A 17091-nucleotide genomic window follows, 5' to 3' on the forward strand; every position below is an offset into this window, starting at 1 on the left:
ATAAAATAATACTAATCTGTATCCCTTTGCTAACAATGCTTATCAATTCGACTGACTCTTTTGCACAACAACAGGAAAATCCAACCCTAGTATGGGAAAGAGCTGCCTATTTACCCGACAAAGCAGGCCAACCCTCTTTGGGTTTTGCAGGCCCCATCAACGGGTTGCACCATCAAGTGTTAATAGTGGCCGGTGGAGCCAATTTCCCAGATAAAATGCCTTGGGAAGGCGGTAAGAAAAAATATTACGATAGCGTGTACGTTCTCGAGAAAAAGGGAGATAACTATGCTTGGAACACCAAAGTACAATCAAAATTGCCCGAACCCATTGCCTATTGTGGCGTTACGTCAACACCTAAAGGGATAGTGTATGTTGGGGGCGAAAATGAAAAGGGCCTCTCCAATAAAGCTTATTTGTTACAATGGAACAAAGAAACGAATGAGGTTGTCTGTACTGTCTTGCCAAATTTTCCTAAGCCAATTACCAATATCGGTTTGGCTTCGTATGATCATATGATTTATGCGGTGGGTGGCGATGAAACTACAACTACTTCGAATCAGGTGTTTTGTTTGGATTTAAAAGCCGAGCAACCGCAGTGGACAGCATTGGAAGATTTTCCTTTTGCGGTGGCCAATGCAGCGGTGGCCATTCAAGATACCCAAGAGGGACCTTGTTTGTTTGTGATTGGGGGAAGAACCAAAAGTTCAACGGGAATCAGCGATTGGCATGCCACCGTGTATGCTATGTCTCTCAACAAGAAAGCGTGGAAAGCTGTCGCGGCGCTTACAAATGGGCAAACTCCTTTGCACTTTGCTGCTGGTAGTGTAGTGCCTATAAACCATACTGAATTGTTGCTCTTAGGGGGCGATACAGGTGAGGTTTTTCATAAAATAGAAACGTATTTGTCCCAAATTGCGCATTCCCATTCGGAAACAGATAAAGCTAAATGGATACAAGAAAAAAACCTACTCAATACCCAACATGCAGGTTTTAACAAAAGTATGCTGTGCTTTAACACTTTGACTTATTCTTGGAAAAAGATTGGCGAATTGCCTTTCATGCCTCCTGTAACGACTCCTGCTGTGGTATGGGATCATCAAATAGTATTGTCCAATGGAGAAGTAAAGCCCGGCATTCGGACCCCCAATATCATGATTGGGAAGTTTAAAAAAGAATAAATACAACAACTAATGGGATGTGCCTTGGAGGCATTTCCCTTGCAACACCTTGATAAATATGAAGCACACAAAATATTATCCTTGGCTAGTCGTAGGCCTACTTTGGTTAGTAGCCCTGCTCAACTACATGGACCGTCAAATGCTGGCTACCATGCGACCGGCTATGGAAAAAGAAATTCCAGAATTGATAGCAGGAGAGAATTTCGGAAGATTAATGGCTATTTTTTTATGGGTCTATGCGCTCATGAGTCCCGTTTCTGGTGTTATAGCCGATAAACTCAATCGCAAATGGCTGATTGTAGGAAGTTTGTTCGTGTGGTCTTTAGTGACCTATGCAATGGGCATGGCCGAAAATTTTCAACAATTGTATTGGCTTAGAGCGGTAATGGGAATTAGTGAGGCCTTGTACATTCCTGCAGGTTTGTCTTTGATTGCCGATTATCACCAGGCAAAGTCAAGATCGTTGGCCATAGGCATTCACATGACTGGACTTTATATTGGTGCTGCTTTGGGTGGCTTTGGTGCAACCATTGCGGCTGCATTTTCTTGGCATACCACCTTCCATTACTTTGGCCTCATAGGAATGGGCTATGCGGTGGTTTTGGTGTTTTTCCTGTTTGAGAAAGAAGCCCCTTCCCAGAATCAGTATAGAGCCGTGGGCGAACACCAAACCGAAAACATCCCCTTGGTAAAAGGATTGGCGCTATTGTTTACCAACGTTTCGTTTTGGGTGATTTTATTCTTTTTTGCCACCATTAGTCTCCCGGGATGGGCTACCAAAAACTGGCTGCCTACTTTGTTCTCGGATAATTTACACATATCCATGGAGCAAGCAGGACCCTTGGCAACTATTACGATTGCCATGGCTTCTTTGATTGGCGTCTTGTTTGGTGGGGTACTTTCTGATAAATGGGTGATGAAAAATGTTAAAGGCCGAATCTACACTAGTGCTATTGGTTTAAGCTTGACCATTCCCGCTTTATTTCTGATTGGCTTTGGAAGTTCTATGACGCATGTGGTTGCCGCCGGTTTGTGTTTTGGCTTTGGGTATGGCATGTTTGATGCCAATAATATGCCCATTCTCTGCCAATTCGTGGGGGCAAAATACCGCGCAACAGCCTATGGAGTGCTCAATATGACCGGAGTGGGCTGCGGCGCTTTAATTACCACTTTCCTAGGGCAATACGCCGATAACGGAAAGTTGGGCTTGGCCTTTGCGTTGATGGCAGTTGTAGTGGTCTTGGCCTTAGGAGTACAAATGAGTTGCCTCAAACCCAAACATAATGATTATTGTGAAGTGTAAATAGTTTAGTTTTTTAATTTGATTTTGGTGAGTGCTCAGCTACTAAGGGAGCACCGTTTCCCTTAGTAGTTTTTTTAGTAGCAAGGCAATAGCAGCAAAGCTGTCTGCCATGCCTATAGCTACTAAACCGTTGGCGGGTGTACGTCACGCTCACTTTTAATGTATGCTATTGCTTTAATACCAATGAAAAATAAAACAATTCTCTTTTTATTATATATGATCGTTCAGCTATATACGGAGACGAGCCAGGGGTGGGCTAAAACTAAAGTGGCTTGCATGGGCGACTCGGTGACTGCGGGTTATATGTTAGGAAATCCCATAACCGAAGCCTATCCTTCACAATTACAAGGACTATTAGGCGAAACGTATGAAGTCAAAAATTTTGGATTCAGTGGGGCTACCTTGCTGAAAAAAGGTCACAGACCCTATGTCAAAACTAAAGCATATCAAGAAGCCTTACAGTTTCAACCCGATATTGCCATTATTCATCTTGGGTTAAATGATACCGACCCTAGAAATTGGCCCAATTACAAACAGGATTTTCAATCAGATTATCATGCAATCATACAGGCATTACGAGCACAAAATCCTACAGTCAAAATTTTCATCTGTAAGATGACCCCCATATTTAACGAACATCCGCGATTCCAATCGGGAACAAGAGATTGGTTTTGGGAAATTCAAGCCGAAATTAAAACGGTAGCCCAAGAAAATAAAGTGAATTGGATTGATTTGCACGAAAAATTATATGCCCGTCCTGATCTTTTTCCCGACGCTTTACACCCCTCCAAAGAGGGAGCTGCGACTATTGCCAAAACGGTATATTCTGCCCTCACAGGCGATTTTGGAGGTTTTGCTCTTGCCCCACAATTTGCAGACCACATGGTGCTGCAACGCCAGCAACCCATCACCTTTTTCGGCAAAGCCAATACAGGAGATCTTGTGGAAGTAACCTTCAATGGGCAAACTTTAAGCACAACGGCAACAACTAATGGAAAATGGAGTGTGCAATGGCCTTCCATGAAAGCGGGGGGACCCTATGAATTGAAAGTCCGTTGCCAGAACCAATGGCTGGAAGTGAAAAACATTTTGATTGGCGATGTATGGTTTTGTTCCGGTCAATCCAATATGGCTTTTCCGCTTCAAAAGGAAAAAATGGGGGCAACTGCACTAGCGAAGGCGGCTAGCAATGATAGGCTACGCTTAATGCATTGGCAACCTATTCAAGAGACCGATGATACGGCTTGGGACTCGCTGACTTTAGCAAAAACCAATGAACTGAACTATTTTTCCGGAAAGTGGCAGCGCTGCGATTCGCTATCGGCCAAAGCTGTTTCGGCTATAGCCTATTACTTTGGGCAAAAAATACTGCAAGAAGAAAAGGTACCCATTGGGATCATTCAAGTAGCCGTTGGTGGATCTCCTATTGAGTCGTGGGTGGACCGCTATACATTGGAACACGATGCGAAAACGGTCAACGCCATGACGCAATGGCGAAAATCCGATTTTTATATGCCGTGGGTTAGAGAACGAGCTGAGGTAAATCTCAAAAATGCTCTTACTCCTAAACAACGCCATCCGTATGATCCATGTTACAATTTTGAAGCAGGAGTGAGTGCTTTTACGGCTTTTCCCATCAAGGGTATCCTCTGGTATCAGGGCGAAAGCAACGTACACAATCTAGCACAGTACCAACATCTGTTGCCGGTTATGGTGCAAAGCTGGAGAAAAGCTTGGGGACAAGACTTGCCCTTCTTTTTTGTGCAATTATCAGGAATGAATCGCCCTGCTTGGCCAGAATTCCGTTGGATGCAAAGTCAGTTGTCCGAAACCATACCCAACAGTGGCCTAGCGGTAAGCATGGATTTTGGGGAGGAAAACAATGTGCATCCCATACAAAAAGAAGCAATTGCCAACCGATTAGCCCGATTAGCGCTGCATAGGGTATACCATAAACCGATTCAAGACCAAGGTCCAAAAGTGAGCAAAGCGGTGCAAACAAACGAAACGATAGTACTGTCGTTCACTCAGGCCAAACAACTCCAAACCGAACAGGAGGCGCCTTTAAGAGGGTTTGAAATAGTGACCAACGAAGGGCAATACCTTCCTGTTCCAGCCGAAATTAAACAAAACAAAGTGCTGCTAATTGTGCCCAAGGCTACACAAGTGAGAGCCGTTGTCTATGCCTGGCAACCTTTTACTTTGGCCAATTTGACCAACGAAGCAGGATTGCCTTCTAGCACTTTTAAAATAGCGGTATCTCAAAACTAGAAAACAAACTTATAAACTAACGACACCATGAGCTATACTAAAAATGAACTACACGATTTAAGTGATTTTTATCAAAATCAATTGTTGCATGATACACTTCCTTTTTGGTTTCCTCGTGCAATAGATCATCAATACGGTGGCTATCTGTTGATGCGAGACCATGACGGATCCCTCCTCGATGACGATAAAGCCATATGGATTCAAGGGAGAACCGCTTGGTTGTTGGCCACACTTTACAACACGGTCGAACCCAAAAAAGAATGGTTGGAAGGTGCCAAATCCGGTATTGATTTTTTACTCCAACACGGTTTTGATACCGATGGGCGCATGTTCTTTCATGTCAACCGACAAGGGGAACCCCTACGTAAACGACGTTATTTCTTTTCCGAAACGTTCGCCGTTATTGCCCTAGCCGCCTATGCCAAAGCGAGTGGCGACCAAAGTATAGCCCAAAAAGCCCGAGAATTGTTTGGAAAATGTATAGACTATGCTACACAACCCGAATTGTTGACCCCAAAATTCACCAATACACGTCCTGCCAAAGGGATTGGGGTACCCATGATTATGATCAACACCGCTCAGCAAGTGCGCGAGACCATAGGCGATTCCCGTTGCGATGAATGGATCAATCGATGGATTAATGAAATAGAATGCGATTTTGTAAAAGAAGATCTGCAATGTGTCATGGAACAGGTGGCTCCTGATGGAAGTATAATAGACCATATCGATGGGCGCACCCTAAATCCGGGCCATGCTATTGAAGGCGCCTGGTTTATTTTGCATGAAGCCAAATACCGTAACAACGACCCTCATCTAGTAGATTTAGGATGCAAAATGCTGGACTATATGTGGGAACGCGGTTGGGATCAAGAATATGGGGGCATCATGTATTTTAAAGATGTGTATCAGAAACCGGTGCAAGAATACTGGCAAGACATGAAATTTTGGTGGCCCCAAAACGAAACGATTATAGCGACCTTATTGGCGTTTACCATGACCGGTAACCCCAAATACGGACAGTGGCATAAAATGATTCATGAGTATGCCTATGCCAAATTTCACGATAAAAGCAACGGCGAATGGTTTGGCTACTTGCACCGCGATGGGACGATAGCACAAACCGCTAAAGGAAATCTGTTCAAAGGGCCTTTCCATTTACCTCGTCAGGAATGGTATTGCATGCAAATCTTGAAGGAGCAGTTGAAAAAGAAAGAACTAGAAAATCAACAAATTTCAGTGTAATATGAAACAAGCCCTATACAACGGAACAATTCATACCGGTGACGAAATCCTAACCAACCACGTGGTTATTGTAGCTGATGGTAAAGTGGAAGCGGTAACGCATACTCTGCCTACAGATATGCCTATGATAGATTTACAAAAACAACACCTATCTGCAGGAAGTATCGACATTCAAATTAACGGGGGCGAAAAATTTTACTTTACGCAACACCCCACCGAGGAAACCTTGCAAGATATATACGAATCGAGTTTGAAATATGGAACAACCCAGGTGTTGCCCTGCATGATTTCAGCCGCTCAGGATACCATTCTACAAGGCATCGAAGCAGTACGGCAGTACAGAGACAAACATAAGAATGGTGTTTTTGGAATGCATTTAGAAGGACCTTTTTTAAACCCCATAAAACGAGGTGCACACAGCAGTGAACACGTCAGAAAACCCACTACTGCAGAACTGGAAGAAATCATACGCTACGGCAAAGACGTGATCAAAGTCATGACCATTGCCCCGGAATGTTTTTCTAATGAACAATTGGAAATGCTATTAGATAGTGGCATTATACTTTCGGCAGGTCATTCTACCATGACGTATTTAGAAGCGCAGTGGTGTTTTTCCAAAGGCATCCAATTGGTTACGCATTTGTACAATGCCATGACGCAAATGGGCCATAGAGAACCAGGTCTAGTGGGGGCAGTACTCGAGAATAGTTCCGTTTATGCTCCCATCATCTTGGATGGTGCCCATTGTGATTATGCTGTGGCTAGAATCGCCCACCAAATGAAAAAAGATAAACTGTTTTTAATTACAGATGCTACTTTTTTGGGGCGGAAAGTAGCACAATTCCAATGGGGAAATTTTGAAGCCTTTTTAGACAATGGCTGGTATCGCAATAGCGAGGGTAATTTGGCAGGAGCTAGTATTTCCATGGAAGAAGCCATTAGAAATGCTACTCACAATTTGGGTGTTACGGTTGATGAAGCCATCAAAATGGGGACCACTCGAGTAGCTCAAGCCATTAAAATGGACCACCAATTGGGAAAAATAAAACCGGGATATCCCGCCCGATTCATGCAATTCAACGCCGATTTTTCCGAGGTAAAGCCACTCATACTTTAAAAATCTAAAGCAATTCTGCGGACAACTAAGGGCTACTATAGTAGTCCTTAGTTTTTCTATGTTATACTAATACTCTTAAAAATGGACATAGTTGTATACTTTATCAGCGCTTGAATCAAAAAAAAAGCGATGCCTTGACTTTCTTGTACTGCCTGCGCAAGCTGTTTTTTCAAACTATTGCTTGACGAAACACCTGGCTCCAATAACTAAAGCGCTATTTCCAAGATGCTATCTTGTGAAAATGGAGGTAGAAATGTTAAAATCACAACCTTTAAGCGGTTGGTTCGATCATCTTCAAAACGAATAGTTATTTTTGGAAGCAAAATGAGTACTTGTCCTTTTTTTGTGGTACAGTGCTAACAAGAGGAATTATAAAAATGAATTTGAGAAAAACGACCTTAGCAGAAGCCCCACAAGTGTGGGAGATATTGCAAGATGCTATTGCACAACGCAAAAAAGAAGGCAGTCAACAGTGGCAAGATGGGTATCCTAATTGGCAAACGGTATTGCACGACATTGAAAAAGAACAATCGTATGTGGTAGAAGAGCAAGGCAAAATTGTGGCCTGTGCAGCAATTATATTTGGCATGGAGCCAACTTACGAACATATAGATGGGAAGTGGTTGAGTGAGGATGCGTATGTGGTGGTACACCGAGTAGCTATAGCCGAAAGTTATAAAGGCAAAGGTTTGGCTACACTATTGTTCCATAAAATTGAGGCATTGGCACTGGCCCATAACACTTATAGTATCAAAGTCGATACCAATTTTGATAACTTGCCCATGCTGAAAATTTTAGAAAAAGCAGGCTATACCTACTGTGGAGAAATCAGCGTTCGCGGTTTGCCTAGAAAAGCATTCGAGAAATTACTTTAATAATTGAGTTTAAATTAGGACTTTTTTTAAAAGAGAATATGCATTAGACTTCGTAGCTAGACTTAATTGTTCAATAAAAGTAGGTATTCACGAACTTGCTTAGAAGAAGGAAACAACAAAGAGTGAATACTTACAAGAAATAGTAACCCATAAACTAGTTGTTTAGTGTGTTGAGTTTTAAAATAGGAATACTAGCGAAACATGTTTTGACCACTTCAAAATGTTACACAATGATATCAGCTCATAACCTAGCACACTTTTTAAAGCCCCATCACTAAGGGTTGAAACAACCAACAAAAGACCGAAATCAGGAGTATACACACCAAATTCAAAACAAATCCTGTAGATACCATTTGTTGCATTTTCAAATGACCTTTAGCAAAAATAATGGCATTAGGTGGGGTACCCATGGGCAACATACAGGCACAACTGGCTCCTAAAGTCATCGGAATGCCTAAAAGTAAAGGATCCAATTTAAAAGTGACTGCCAAAGAGGTTACGACCGGGGATAAAATCAGTACCAAGGCCAAGTTGCTGATAACCTCACTCAAAAAAACGGATACGGTGGTAATGCCAAGAATCAACAAGAAAAGATGCTGTTGGCCAAAATCCTCAAACCCTTTGCCTAAGCTAGTCACGAGTTGTGATTTTTCTATAGCATTGGCCAAGGCAATCCCTCCACCAAAAAGCAACAAGACATCCCAAGCCATGTTTTTGGTGTCCGACCAAGACAGTAAACGCTCGATTTGGTGTTTTTTGGAAGTTCCAGCTGGGGTTAAAAACAAGAGAAAGGCACCAAAGAGGGCAATAATGGCATCATCAAAAACCAAAATGGATTGCCAGCGGTTCCAAAAATCTTTGCTGATCCATAAGAAAACCGTAAGAACAAATACTACCAATACTCTTTTTTCAGGAGGGGTAAGTACACCTAAGGCTTTTTGGGCTTTGGCTAGGGTGAGTGTGGCTTCTTCACTGTGTTGAATGTGATTAGGATGTAAGACTTTGACCAAAACCCAATACAGCGAAAGCAGTAAAAGGACGGTCAAAGGCAGAAACAATAGCATCCAGTCCATGAACGTAATACTATAGTGGAACCGATCTTTTATATAACCCACATAGGCCACATTAGGCGGGGTGGCGATGATAGTGCCAATAGCAAAATTGGAAGCGTATGCTATAGACAAAAGGAGTACTAGCGAAAAATTGGCTACCTCCTTTTCGTTAGTGTGGTGGTTTTTGATCATTTTAATGACGGATAGCGCAATAGGAAACATCATCATGGTCGTGGCGGTATTGCTAAGCCATAAACTCAAAAGGCCCGTCGCCACAATAAAGCCAAAAATAATACGATTGCCATTGGTGCCCGTTAAGGATAGAATACCCAAAGCGATGCGTTGATGTAATCCCCATTTTTCAATGGCAAGGGCAATAAAAAAACCACCCATAAACAAAAAAGTAATCGAATCGCCGTAATGAAGAGTGACCTCTTTTAGGGAGTAAATTTGTAATGTCGGAAACAAAATTATAGGTAGCAAGGCCACGACGGCTAAAGGAAGGGCTTCAAATACCCACCAAAGGATCATTAATACGGCTATAGCAAAAACCTGATTCGCTTGCTGGGGTAATAACAAGGGATTACTACTATAGCAAAGGATACTCAGGAAGCCCCCAAGCAGCAAACCAATCTCTTTTTTGTATCGGGACCAATAGGAGCGCATAGCACTTTTTTGTGTAATAAAGTTACTAAATTAATGCATACTAAACTCTGTTAGTGGATTCAAATATCTGACAATCAATAAGAAGTGTGGGGCTGTACAGTAATTTTTGAAGGTGTAAAGGAGTTTTGGTTAGGTGTTCTTGAACCTTAGACAAAGGAAGTGATGGAAACGAAGGTTGTCAAGGGGATAAAAAAAATACTTTTTATTTTTACATCAAAATTTGTAAATTAGAGTACTGAAAATCAGTATATTGAAAATGAAGTTGAGGCGCTAAAGATCAAGTTGGAAAAGCTCCTCCATTGTGCGAAAGAAACTAAAATCAACCCCATAATAAATAGAAGCAAGGGGGCGAAAAGGAATGTGTAGGTAATAAGTGTAATAGTTGAACTATTTCGAAAGGGAAATTAGTTATTCTTCTTTTAAATTAAATTTTTTAATTCCTGATCACGTGCAATCTGAAGCGATTGAAGCAAAATACAAAGTTGATGATTTACATTACATTGACCTAAAACGATTAAAATAAAAAAAGATACTAAAAAACAGATTGAAATAAATAAACAAAACACGATAGTGAAGCAAGGGTTTGAAAAATAAAAGAATTTAGTGCGTTAGCGAAACATAGTTGCAATGATTTAATGAAATGTAATAGACCGTCAATAGAATTTAAAAGAGGACGTTTTACCTCTTTTTTTACAATTTTATCAGACTAAAAAAGAAGTAATATGAAAAATACAGCTAAAAACCCGTTTACCTGGCTCGAAATTTATGTAGACGATTTGCCAAGAGCCCAAAAATTTTACGAAACAGTTTTTCAATTTCAAATGATGCCAATGGAAAATCCCGCCGCCGAAATCGATTTGCTAATGGTAAGTTTTCCATGGGCTGAAGAAGGCGGGGATAGCAGAGGCATTAGTGGAGCACTATGTAAAACTACTGCGAGGAAACCCAGTCCCGATGGAACCGTAGCCTATTTCAGTTGCGAAGATTGTGCCATAGAAGCAGCTCGAGTAATTCCTGCAGGGGGACAAATAGTAAAAGAAAAATTTTCAATAGGCCCCTATGGATTTTGTTGTATTGTCAAAGATACCGAAGGAAATACCATTGGACTACACTCCCAAAGATAAGTCAGTAAAGGAAAGGTATGGAAGCCTTTAGCCCAAAATCTGCATTAGACTTCGTAGCGAAACTGAATTATTTAATAAATGCAAGAGTTCACGGACTATTTTTAAAGAAGGAATACTTGCGTATTTTGAATTTAAAAATGGGAGAACTAAGCGAAGCGTATCTTGAACACCAGAATAAAATATAAACGCGTGAAAAAAGTTCTTGGTTTTGAAGAAGAATTCAGTTGTAGTAGATTTCTAATGCGGATTTTGGGTTTAGTAGGGTTGCTGTGGCATTTTTGCGAGGAAACGCTGGTATTACCGTATTTTTGCAAAAAAAACAAGGTAGTATGCTTGAGGAACAGACGAACAACAAGCAATGAACACCAAACTATGGACATCTAATGATTATGAGTGAAGTATTACGTCAGCAAATTGAAAAGATAACGCCTTTAACAGACAAGGAATTTGATTATATCTTGTCGCATTTTGTAGTTAAGAAATTAAAAAAGCATCAGTTTTTGTTGCAAGAAGGCGATACCGTGGATCATGATTATTTTGTAACTAAGGGACTTTTGAAAGCCTATTACTTAAACCCCGAAGGCAAAGAGCATATCATGCAGTTTGCCATGGAAGATTGGTGGATTTCAGATTATCAAGCCCATTTTAAAGGGACCAAAGCAACACTCAACATCAATTGTTTGGAAGATACCGAAGTACTGGCCTTGTCTTTGTTGAATCGTGAAAAATTGTGTGCTGACCTGCACAAAATGGAACACTTTTTTAGAAAAAAATCCACGGCCGGCTATGTGGCTTTGCAACGTAGAATTCTATCCTTACTCAATAGCAACGCCAAAGAGCGCTATGAACAACTGCAAGAACAATATCCGGTGCTGATTCAACGCGTGCCCAAAACCTTATTGGCATCGTATTTAGGGGTTTCCAGAGAAACCTTAAGCCGTTTGTCTTCTTAGTGTGAGGTACATCACACCAAAAATGTGACTTAGGTCCTGTGAGATGGTTTATTTTTGGTAGAACTTTGCAACGTTAATTTTAAATACCAATAACAATGAAAAGTAAATGGAAAAAAATCATAACAGGAATTGGGGTTATCGCAGCTTGCACCTTAGTTCTGGTATCCAATCAAGCAACTGCTCAATCTCAAAAAGTAAAAAAAATGAATAAGAAAATTTTATTTGTAGTAACGAGTCACGACAAACTAGGAAATACAGGCGAACCAACAGGATATTATTTAGGAGAAGTTACCCATCCATGGGCGGTGTTGGCCGATGCAGGTTATGAAATAGATTTCGTTAGCCCAAAGGGTGGTACGCCACCGTATTATGGTGCTAATATGGAAGATGCTGTTAATAAACGATTTTTGGAAGATAAAAAGTATCAAGCAAAGATTCAGAATTCTTTAAAACCATCCGATGTCAAACCTGAGGATTACGCAGCTATTTTTTATGCTGGAGGTCACGGGACGATGTGGGATTTTGCCGATAATGAAGCCTTGGCGCTGATCGCTCAAAAAATTTACGAAAAGAATGGGGTAGTGAGTGCTGTATGTCACGGACCAGCAGGTTTAGTGAATATTAAACTCAGTAACGGAAAATATTTGGTAGACGGTAAAAAAATCAATGCGTTTACCAACGAAGAAGAAATTGCGGTAAAGTTAGAGCAAGTAGTGCCCTTTAGTTTAGAAACCAAATTGATAGAACGAGGAGCCATCTTCGAAAAATCTGGGCTTTGGCAACCACATGTAACAGTGGATCAGCGAGTGGTTACTGGGCAAAACCCACAATCTGCTCATGGCGTTGGTGAGGCAATTTTGAAAGAATTGAAAAAAAGGTAATACCAATCAATCGAAACTTTAGAGGTGGCTTATGGCTGCCTCTTTTTTTATTACTTAACCATGATTAAAGAAATACATCACATCGCAATTATTTGTTCTGATTATGTCAAATCCAAACATTTCTACACCCAAATTTTGGGATTGAATATGGTCAGTGAAGTCTATCGTGAGCATCGAGACTCCTACAAATTAGATTTAGCAATAAATGGACACTATTGCTTAGAGCTTTTTTCATTTCCGAATCCACCCAAGCGAGTGTCTAGACCCGAAGCCTGTGGTTTGCGACATCTTGCTTTTGCAGTCGAAAACCTCGATGAGGTAGTGGCGCATTTAGCCCAACATGCCATTCCAGCCGAGGATATCAGGGTAGATGAGTATACACAAAAAAGATTCACTTTTATCCAAGACCCCGACCATTTGCCGATAGAACTTTATGAAGTGCCTTAATTTAAAATTTAGTTTTTGGAATTTAGTTTTTGGAATTTGGATTTTTGGAATTTGGAATTTAGATTATTGGAATTTGGAATTTATTTTTTGGAATTTAGTTTTTGAATTTTTGGAATTTATTTTTTGGAATTTATTTTTTGGAATTTATTTTTTGGAATTTAGATTATTGGAATTTAGATTATTGGAATTTAGATTATTGGAATTTGGAATTTATTTTTTGGAATTTAGATTATTGGAATTTGGAATTTATTTTTTGGAATATGAATTTTGGAATTAAACCCAAAACGACCTAACCCAAACAAAAAAACCCAATCTTTCGATTGGGTTTTTGTATAAGTAAGTAATGCTAAATTGAGTTGATAAAACGTTATTTTACTTTGTTAAGAATTGCTTTGAAAGCTTCTGGGTGATTCATAGCTAAATCAGCAAGAACTTTACGGTTCAATTCGATTTGGTTAGCTTTTAATTTCCCAATGAATTGTGAATAAGACATTCCTTCCAATCTAGCTCCAGCGTTGATACGTTGAATCCATAAAGCACGGAAATTTCTTTTGTTTACTCTTCTATCGCGGTATGCGTAGCACATCGCTTTCTCAACCGCGTTCTTAGCAACGGTCCATACGTTTTTACGTCTACCAAAGAAACCTTTGGCTTGTTTCATTATTTTTTTTCTTCTTGCTCTCTTAGCAACTGAGTTTACCGATCTTGGCATAATTTTACTGTTTTTTTTGTAGCAGGCGTCCTGAATTGAATCAAAGGAACTTATGGCCGTACTCCAAGGTTATTAAATGTGTTTAACCTAAAGAATTCTTTAAAGTAATAGTCTTAATACTTAATACTTAGTACTCAAGACTTGATACTTGTATTAGATGATTCTTAATTGTTGTTTGATGCTTTTCATATCTGTTGAGTGAACTAGCGCTGAGTGTGTCAAAGCTAATTTACGTTTTTTAGATTTTTTAGTCAAAATGTGACTTTTAAAAGCATGCTTTCTTTTAATCTTTCCAGAACCAGTAACTTTAAAACGTTTCTTGGCGCTAGATTTGGTTTTCATTTTAGGCATTTTTTCCTAGTTTTTGAATTTATTCTTACTTACTTATTTTGTAACCCAGTGCCCCTTTTGAGGAGTTGGGATTTTATTTTTTCTTCTTAGGAGCAATAAACATAATCATGCGTTTTCCCTCTAAGACAGGCAAAGCTTCCACTTTACCATATTCTTCTAAATCGGTAGCCAAACGCAATAACAAAATCTGTCCTTGGTCTTTATAGATGATCGAACGACCTTTAAAGAATACAAAGGCTTTTAATTTTGCACCTTCTTTTAGGAATTTTTCCGCATTCTTTTTCTTGAACTCATAGTCGTGCTCATCGGTTTGTGGACCAAAACGGATTTCTTTAACGACTACTTGAGACGATTTGGCTTTAAGCGCTTTTTCTCGTTTCTTTTGCTCGTAAACAAACTTATTATAATCCATAATCTTGCAAACTGGCGGTGCTGCATTGGGCGATATTTCAACCAAATCCAGCTCAAACTCGTCAGCAAGACGTAGTGCTTCACTTAATTTATAAACTCCCGGCTCGATGTTCTCCCCAACGAGTCTTACTTCCTGTACTCCACGAATATTGTTGTTGATTCGGTGAGCGTCTTTTTTTTCTACGCGAGGTTGGTAACCTCTGTTGTTTCTTATTGCTATGGCTCTAAAATTTAAGTTAAACTATAAATGTTTGTAATGTTTTGTTAATCTCTTCGGTTACAATCGATACAAAGGCGTCTATCGTTACTGTGATGTTACCTTTGCCTTCTTGACCGTGTCGACGGATAGAAACTGTACCGTTTTGCTCTTCTTCTTCTCCTACAATCAGCATAAACGGAATCTTTTGCATCTCGGCTTCACGTATCTTCTTGCCGATGGTTTCATTCCTATTGTCAATTAGGGCGCGAATTTCGTGATTTTCTAGCAGATTTAAAACTTTTTTGGCATAATTTTCATATTTCTCGCTCAAACACAAGATTATAGCCTGTTCTGGCATCAACCAAAGTGGGAAATTACCTGCAGTGTGCTCTAGTAAAATGGCAATGAAACGCTCCATCGATCCAAAGGGGGCTCGGTGAATCATTACAGGTCTATGTAGTTCATTGTCAGAACCTTTGTAGGTCAGTTCAAAACGCTCAGGTAAGTTGTAATCTACTTGAATAGTACCCAATTGCCACTGTCTGCCTAAAGCATCTTTTACCATGAAATCTAGTTTCGGACCGTAAAACGCAGCTTCTCCGTATTCAATAACGGTATTCAGCCCTTTGTCTTTTGCGGCATTGATAATCGCGTTTTCGGCTTTCTCCCAGTTTTCATCACTACCGATATATTTGTCTCGGTTCTCCTTGTCGCGTAAGGAAACTTGAGCAGTGAAGTTTTCAAAGCCTAAAGAACCAAAGACGTATAACACAAGGTCGATGACTTTTTTGAACTCGTCATCCAATTGCTCTGGTGTACAGAAAATATGCGCGTCATCTTGCGTGAAACCTCTAACACGAGTCAATCCATGCAATTCACCACTTTGTTCGTAACGGTATACGGTTCCAAATTCAGCATAACGCTTCGGTAAATCTTTATACGACCAGGGTCTTACGTTGTAAATTTCGCAGTGATGCGGACAGTTCATCGGTTTTAATAAAAACTCTTCTCCTTCGGCTGGGGTATTTATAGGTTGAAAACTATCAGCCCCATATTTGGCATAGTGTCCTGAGGTAACATATAAGTCTTTTTGTCCAATGTGAGGAGTAACGACTTGTTCGTAGCCTGCTTTCTTTTGTGCTTTTTTCAAGAATTGTTCCAAACGATCTCTCAAGGCAGCACCTTTAGGTAGCCATAAAGGCAATCCTTGACCGACTTTGGTAGAGAAAGCAAATAGTTCCAATTCTTTACCTAGTTTACGGTGGTCTCTTCTTTTGGCTTCTTCTAATAGGGCTAAGTACTCGGTCAAATCTTTCTGTTTCGGGAATGAAGTACCGTATACTCGAGTCAATTGTTTGTTTTTTTCGTCTCCTCTCCAATAAGCTCCAGCCACACTCATGATTTTTACCGCCTTGATTATGCCGGTATTCGGAATGTGACCTCCACGACACAAATCGGTAAAGGAAGAGTGGTCGCAAAAGGTAATCGTGCCGTCTTCTAAATTGCTGATCAATTCAGTTTTATAAACATTGTTTTTGTAAACCTCCAATGCTTCTGCTTTGGATACCGGACGCATTTTGAATTCGTGTTTCTCTTTCGAGATTTCCAACATACGCGTTTCAATAGCTTTGAAGTCGGCTTCTGTGATTTTTTGATCACCAAAATCTACATCATAATAAAAACCGTTGGCAATGGCAGGTCCCAAAGTTAATTGAATTCCTGGGTACATCTCCTCTAGCACTTGTGCCATCACGTGCGAAGTGGAGTGCCAAAAAGCCTTTTTGCCTTCTGCGTCATTCCAAGTGTATAAAACAAGACTTCCGTCAGTGGTCAAGGGCGTGCTGGTTTCGATAGTGGTGCCTTCAAATGAGGCCGAAATAACATTTCTAGCAAATCCCTCACTAATATTTTTGGCAACGTCCATCGGAGTTACTCCAGGCGAAAACGCTCTAATTGACCCATCGGGCAAAGTTATATTGATCATCGTGCAATTTTTTAAGTGTGCAAATATAATCGATTAACAAAAAACTTACAATATATATCGGACTTGTTTTTTTTAGGAGCTAATCCGGCTGTCCGCTATATCTTGTCCTCCCGCCCGCAACCCTCGGGCGGGAGGACAAGGATGCCGCTTCCATCCGGACTAGGGTATTGGCTTTAGAAAGGAGGTTGGGTGCTAGATTAGGCAGTTGGATGGTGCTATTCTTGCTTGTTTAGTTTGTTCAGACGGGTGTTTTTAGAAAACAACCACTTTTTTTCCTAGCCTTTGGAGTCAATACAGGGATTACTATGCTATATATAAGTATAGC

16 protein-coding genes are annotated in these 17091 nt (G+C 40.4%); 11 read left to right on the forward strand and 5 right to left on the reverse strand.

Features of this window, described 5'->3' with window-relative positions; translation table 11 throughout:
- The first annotated feature begins 35 nt into the window (after positions 1-35).
- From ACZIX2_RS13225 to ACZIX2_RS13250, 6 genes are all read left to right on the forward strand, one after another.
- Positions 36-1178, forward strand: coding sequence for a Kelch repeat-containing protein (locus tag ACZIX2_RS13225; protein ID WP_463340573.1), 1143 nt, complete (start codon positions 36-38; stop codon positions 1176-1178).
- Between the two features lie 58 nt (positions 1179-1236).
- Positions 1237-2481 (forward strand): MFS transporter, encoded by a 1245-nt coding sequence (locus ACZIX2_RS13230; protein WP_463340574.1) that lies wholly within the window; start codon positions 1237-1239, stop codon positions 2479-2481.
- A 183-nt stretch (positions 2482-2664) separates the two neighbouring features.
- The gene (locus ACZIX2_RS13235; RefSeq protein ID WP_463340575.1) at positions 2665-4752 is read left to right on the forward strand and encodes a GDSL-type esterase/lipase family protein; all 2088 of its coding nucleotides are present in this window, start codon (positions 2665-2667) and stop codon (positions 4750-4752) included.
- Between the two features lie 27 nt (positions 4753-4779).
- Positions 4780-5994 carry an AGE family epimerase/isomerase gene (locus ACZIX2_RS13240; protein WP_463340576.1) on the forward strand — a complete coding sequence of 405 codons (1215 nt, stop codon included), beginning with the start codon at positions 4780-4782 and terminating at the stop codon, positions 5992-5994.
- Between the two features lies 1 nt (position 5995).
- Positions 5996-7111, forward strand: a complete 1116-nt coding sequence (gene nagA, locus ACZIX2_RS13245; RefSeq protein ID WP_463340577.1) for an N-acetylglucosamine-6-phosphate deacetylase — start codon at positions 5996-5998, stop codon at positions 7109-7111.
- Between the two features lie 377 nt (positions 7112-7488).
- The gene (locus ACZIX2_RS13250) at positions 7489-7986 is read left to right on the forward strand and encodes an N-acetyltransferase family protein (protein WP_463340578.1); all 498 of its coding nucleotides are present in this window, start codon (positions 7489-7491) and stop codon (positions 7984-7986) included.
- 260 nt (positions 7987-8246) lie between these two features.
- Here ACZIX2_RS13250 and ACZIX2_RS13255 read toward each other — a convergent pair whose 3' ends face one another.
- On the reverse strand, positions 8247-9704 hold the full coding sequence (locus ACZIX2_RS13255) for an SLC13 family permease (protein WP_463340579.1): 1458 nt from the start codon (positions 9702-9704) through the stop codon (positions 8247-8249).
- A 722-nt stretch (positions 9705-10426) separates the two neighbouring features.
- Here ACZIX2_RS13255 and ACZIX2_RS13260 point away from each other — a divergent pair.
- From ACZIX2_RS13260 to gloA2, 5 genes are all read left to right on the forward strand, one after another.
- Positions 10427-10828, forward strand: a complete 402-nt coding sequence (locus ACZIX2_RS13260) for a VOC family protein (RefSeq protein WP_463340580.1) — start codon at positions 10427-10429, stop codon at positions 10826-10828.
- Between the two features lie 17 nt (positions 10829-10845).
- Positions 10846-11013, forward strand: a complete 168-nt coding sequence (locus ACZIX2_RS13265) for a hypothetical protein (RefSeq protein WP_463340581.1) — start codon at positions 10846-10848, stop codon at positions 11011-11013.
- Positions 11014-11217: 204 nt separating this feature from the next.
- Complete coding sequence (locus ACZIX2_RS13270; protein ID WP_463340582.1) at positions 11218-11781, forward strand: Crp/Fnr family transcriptional regulator; 564 nt, start codon at positions 11218-11220, stop codon at positions 11779-11781.
- A 95-nt stretch (positions 11782-11876) separates the two neighbouring features.
- Positions 11877-12662 carry a type 1 glutamine amidotransferase domain-containing protein gene (locus ACZIX2_RS13275; RefSeq protein ID WP_463340583.1) on the forward strand — a complete coding sequence of 262 codons (786 nt, stop codon included), beginning with the start codon at positions 11877-11879 and terminating at the stop codon, positions 12660-12662.
- A gap of 60 nt (positions 12663-12722) precedes the next feature.
- Positions 12723-13109 (forward strand): SMU1112c/YaeR family gloxylase I-like metalloprotein, encoded by a 387-nt coding sequence (gloA2, locus tag ACZIX2_RS13280; RefSeq protein WP_463340586.1) that lies wholly within the window; start codon positions 12723-12725, stop codon positions 13107-13109.
- 367 nt (positions 13110-13476) lie between these two features.
- Here the strand turns inward: gloA2 and rplT are convergent, their stop codons facing one another.
- From rplT to thrS, 4 genes are all read right to left on the reverse strand, one after another.
- The gene (gene rplT / locus ACZIX2_RS13285) at positions 13477-13821 is read right to left on the reverse strand and encodes a 50S ribosomal protein L20 (protein ID WP_463340584.1); all 345 of its coding nucleotides are present in this window, start codon (positions 13819-13821) and stop codon (positions 13477-13479) included.
- A 153-nt stretch (positions 13822-13974) separates the two neighbouring features.
- On the reverse strand, positions 13975-14172 hold the full coding sequence (gene rpmI / locus ACZIX2_RS13290) for a 50S ribosomal protein L35 (protein WP_007810722.1): 198 nt from the start codon (positions 14170-14172) through the stop codon (positions 13975-13977).
- Positions 14173-14245: 73 nt separating this feature from the next.
- The gene (gene infC, locus ACZIX2_RS13295; protein ID WP_463340587.1) at positions 14246-14797 is read right to left on the reverse strand and encodes a translation initiation factor IF-3; all 552 of its coding nucleotides are present in this window, start codon (positions 14795-14797) and stop codon (positions 14246-14248) included.
- A 22-nt stretch (positions 14798-14819) separates the two neighbouring features.
- Positions 14820-16766 (reverse strand): threonine--tRNA ligase, encoded by a 1947-nt coding sequence (thrS, locus tag ACZIX2_RS13300; RefSeq protein WP_463340585.1) that lies wholly within the window; start codon positions 16764-16766, stop codon positions 14820-14822.
- Positions 16767-17091: the final 325 nt, after the last annotated feature.

The organism is Flavobacterium riviphilum (assembly GCF_055231795.1).

Excerpts from the sequence above, each read along its gene's own strand:
- ACZIX2_RS13225 (WP_463340573.1), top strand. The coding sequence starts at position 36 with ATGCTTATCAATTCGACTGACTCTTTTGCACAACAACAGGAAAATCCA.
- ACZIX2_RS13230 (WP_463340574.1), top strand. The coding sequence starts at position 1,237 with ATGAAGCACACAAAATATTATCCTTGGCTAGTCGTAGGCCTACTTTGG.
- ACZIX2_RS13235 (WP_463340575.1), top strand. The coding sequence starts at position 2,665 with ATGAAAAATAAAACAATTCTCTTTTTATTATATATGATCGTTCAGCTA.
- ACZIX2_RS13240 (WP_463340576.1), top strand. The coding sequence starts at position 4,780 with ATGAGCTATACTAAAAATGAACTACACGATTTAAGTGATTTTTATCAA.
- nagA (WP_463340577.1), top strand. The coding sequence starts at position 5,996 with ATGAAACAAGCCCTATACAACGGAACAATTCATACCGGTGACGAAATC.
- ACZIX2_RS13250 (WP_463340578.1), top strand. The coding sequence starts at position 7,489 with ATGAATTTGAGAAAAACGACCTTAGCAGAAGCCCCACAAGTGTGGGAG.
- ACZIX2_RS13255 (WP_463340579.1), bottom strand. The coding sequence starts at position 9,704 with ATGCGCTCCTATTGGTCCCGATACAAAAAAGAGATTGGTTTGCTGCTT.
- ACZIX2_RS13260 (WP_463340580.1), top strand. The coding sequence starts at position 10,427 with ATGAAAAATACAGCTAAAAACCCGTTTACCTGGCTCGAAATTTATGTA.
- ACZIX2_RS13265 (WP_463340581.1), top strand. The coding sequence starts at position 10,846 with ATGGAAGCCTTTAGCCCAAAATCTGCATTAGACTTCGTAGCGAAACTG.
- ACZIX2_RS13270 (WP_463340582.1), top strand. The coding sequence starts at position 11,218 with ATGAGTGAAGTATTACGTCAGCAAATTGAAAAGATAACGCCTTTAACA.
- ACZIX2_RS13275 (WP_463340583.1), top strand. The coding sequence starts at position 11,877 with ATGAAAAGTAAATGGAAAAAAATCATAACAGGAATTGGGGTTATCGCA.
- gloA2 (WP_463340586.1), top strand. The coding sequence starts at position 12,723 with ATGATTAAAGAAATACATCACATCGCAATTATTTGTTCTGATTATGTC.
- rplT (WP_463340584.1), bottom strand. The coding sequence starts at position 13,821 with ATGCCAAGATCGGTAAACTCAGTTGCTAAGAGAGCAAGAAGAAAAAAA.
- rpmI (WP_007810722.1), bottom strand. The coding sequence starts at position 14,172 with ATGCCTAAAATGAAAACCAAATCTAGCGCCAAGAAACGTTTTAAAGTT.
- thrS (WP_463340585.1), bottom strand. The coding sequence starts at position 16,766 with ATGATCAATATAACTTTGCCCGATGGGTCAATTAGAGCGTTTTCGCCT.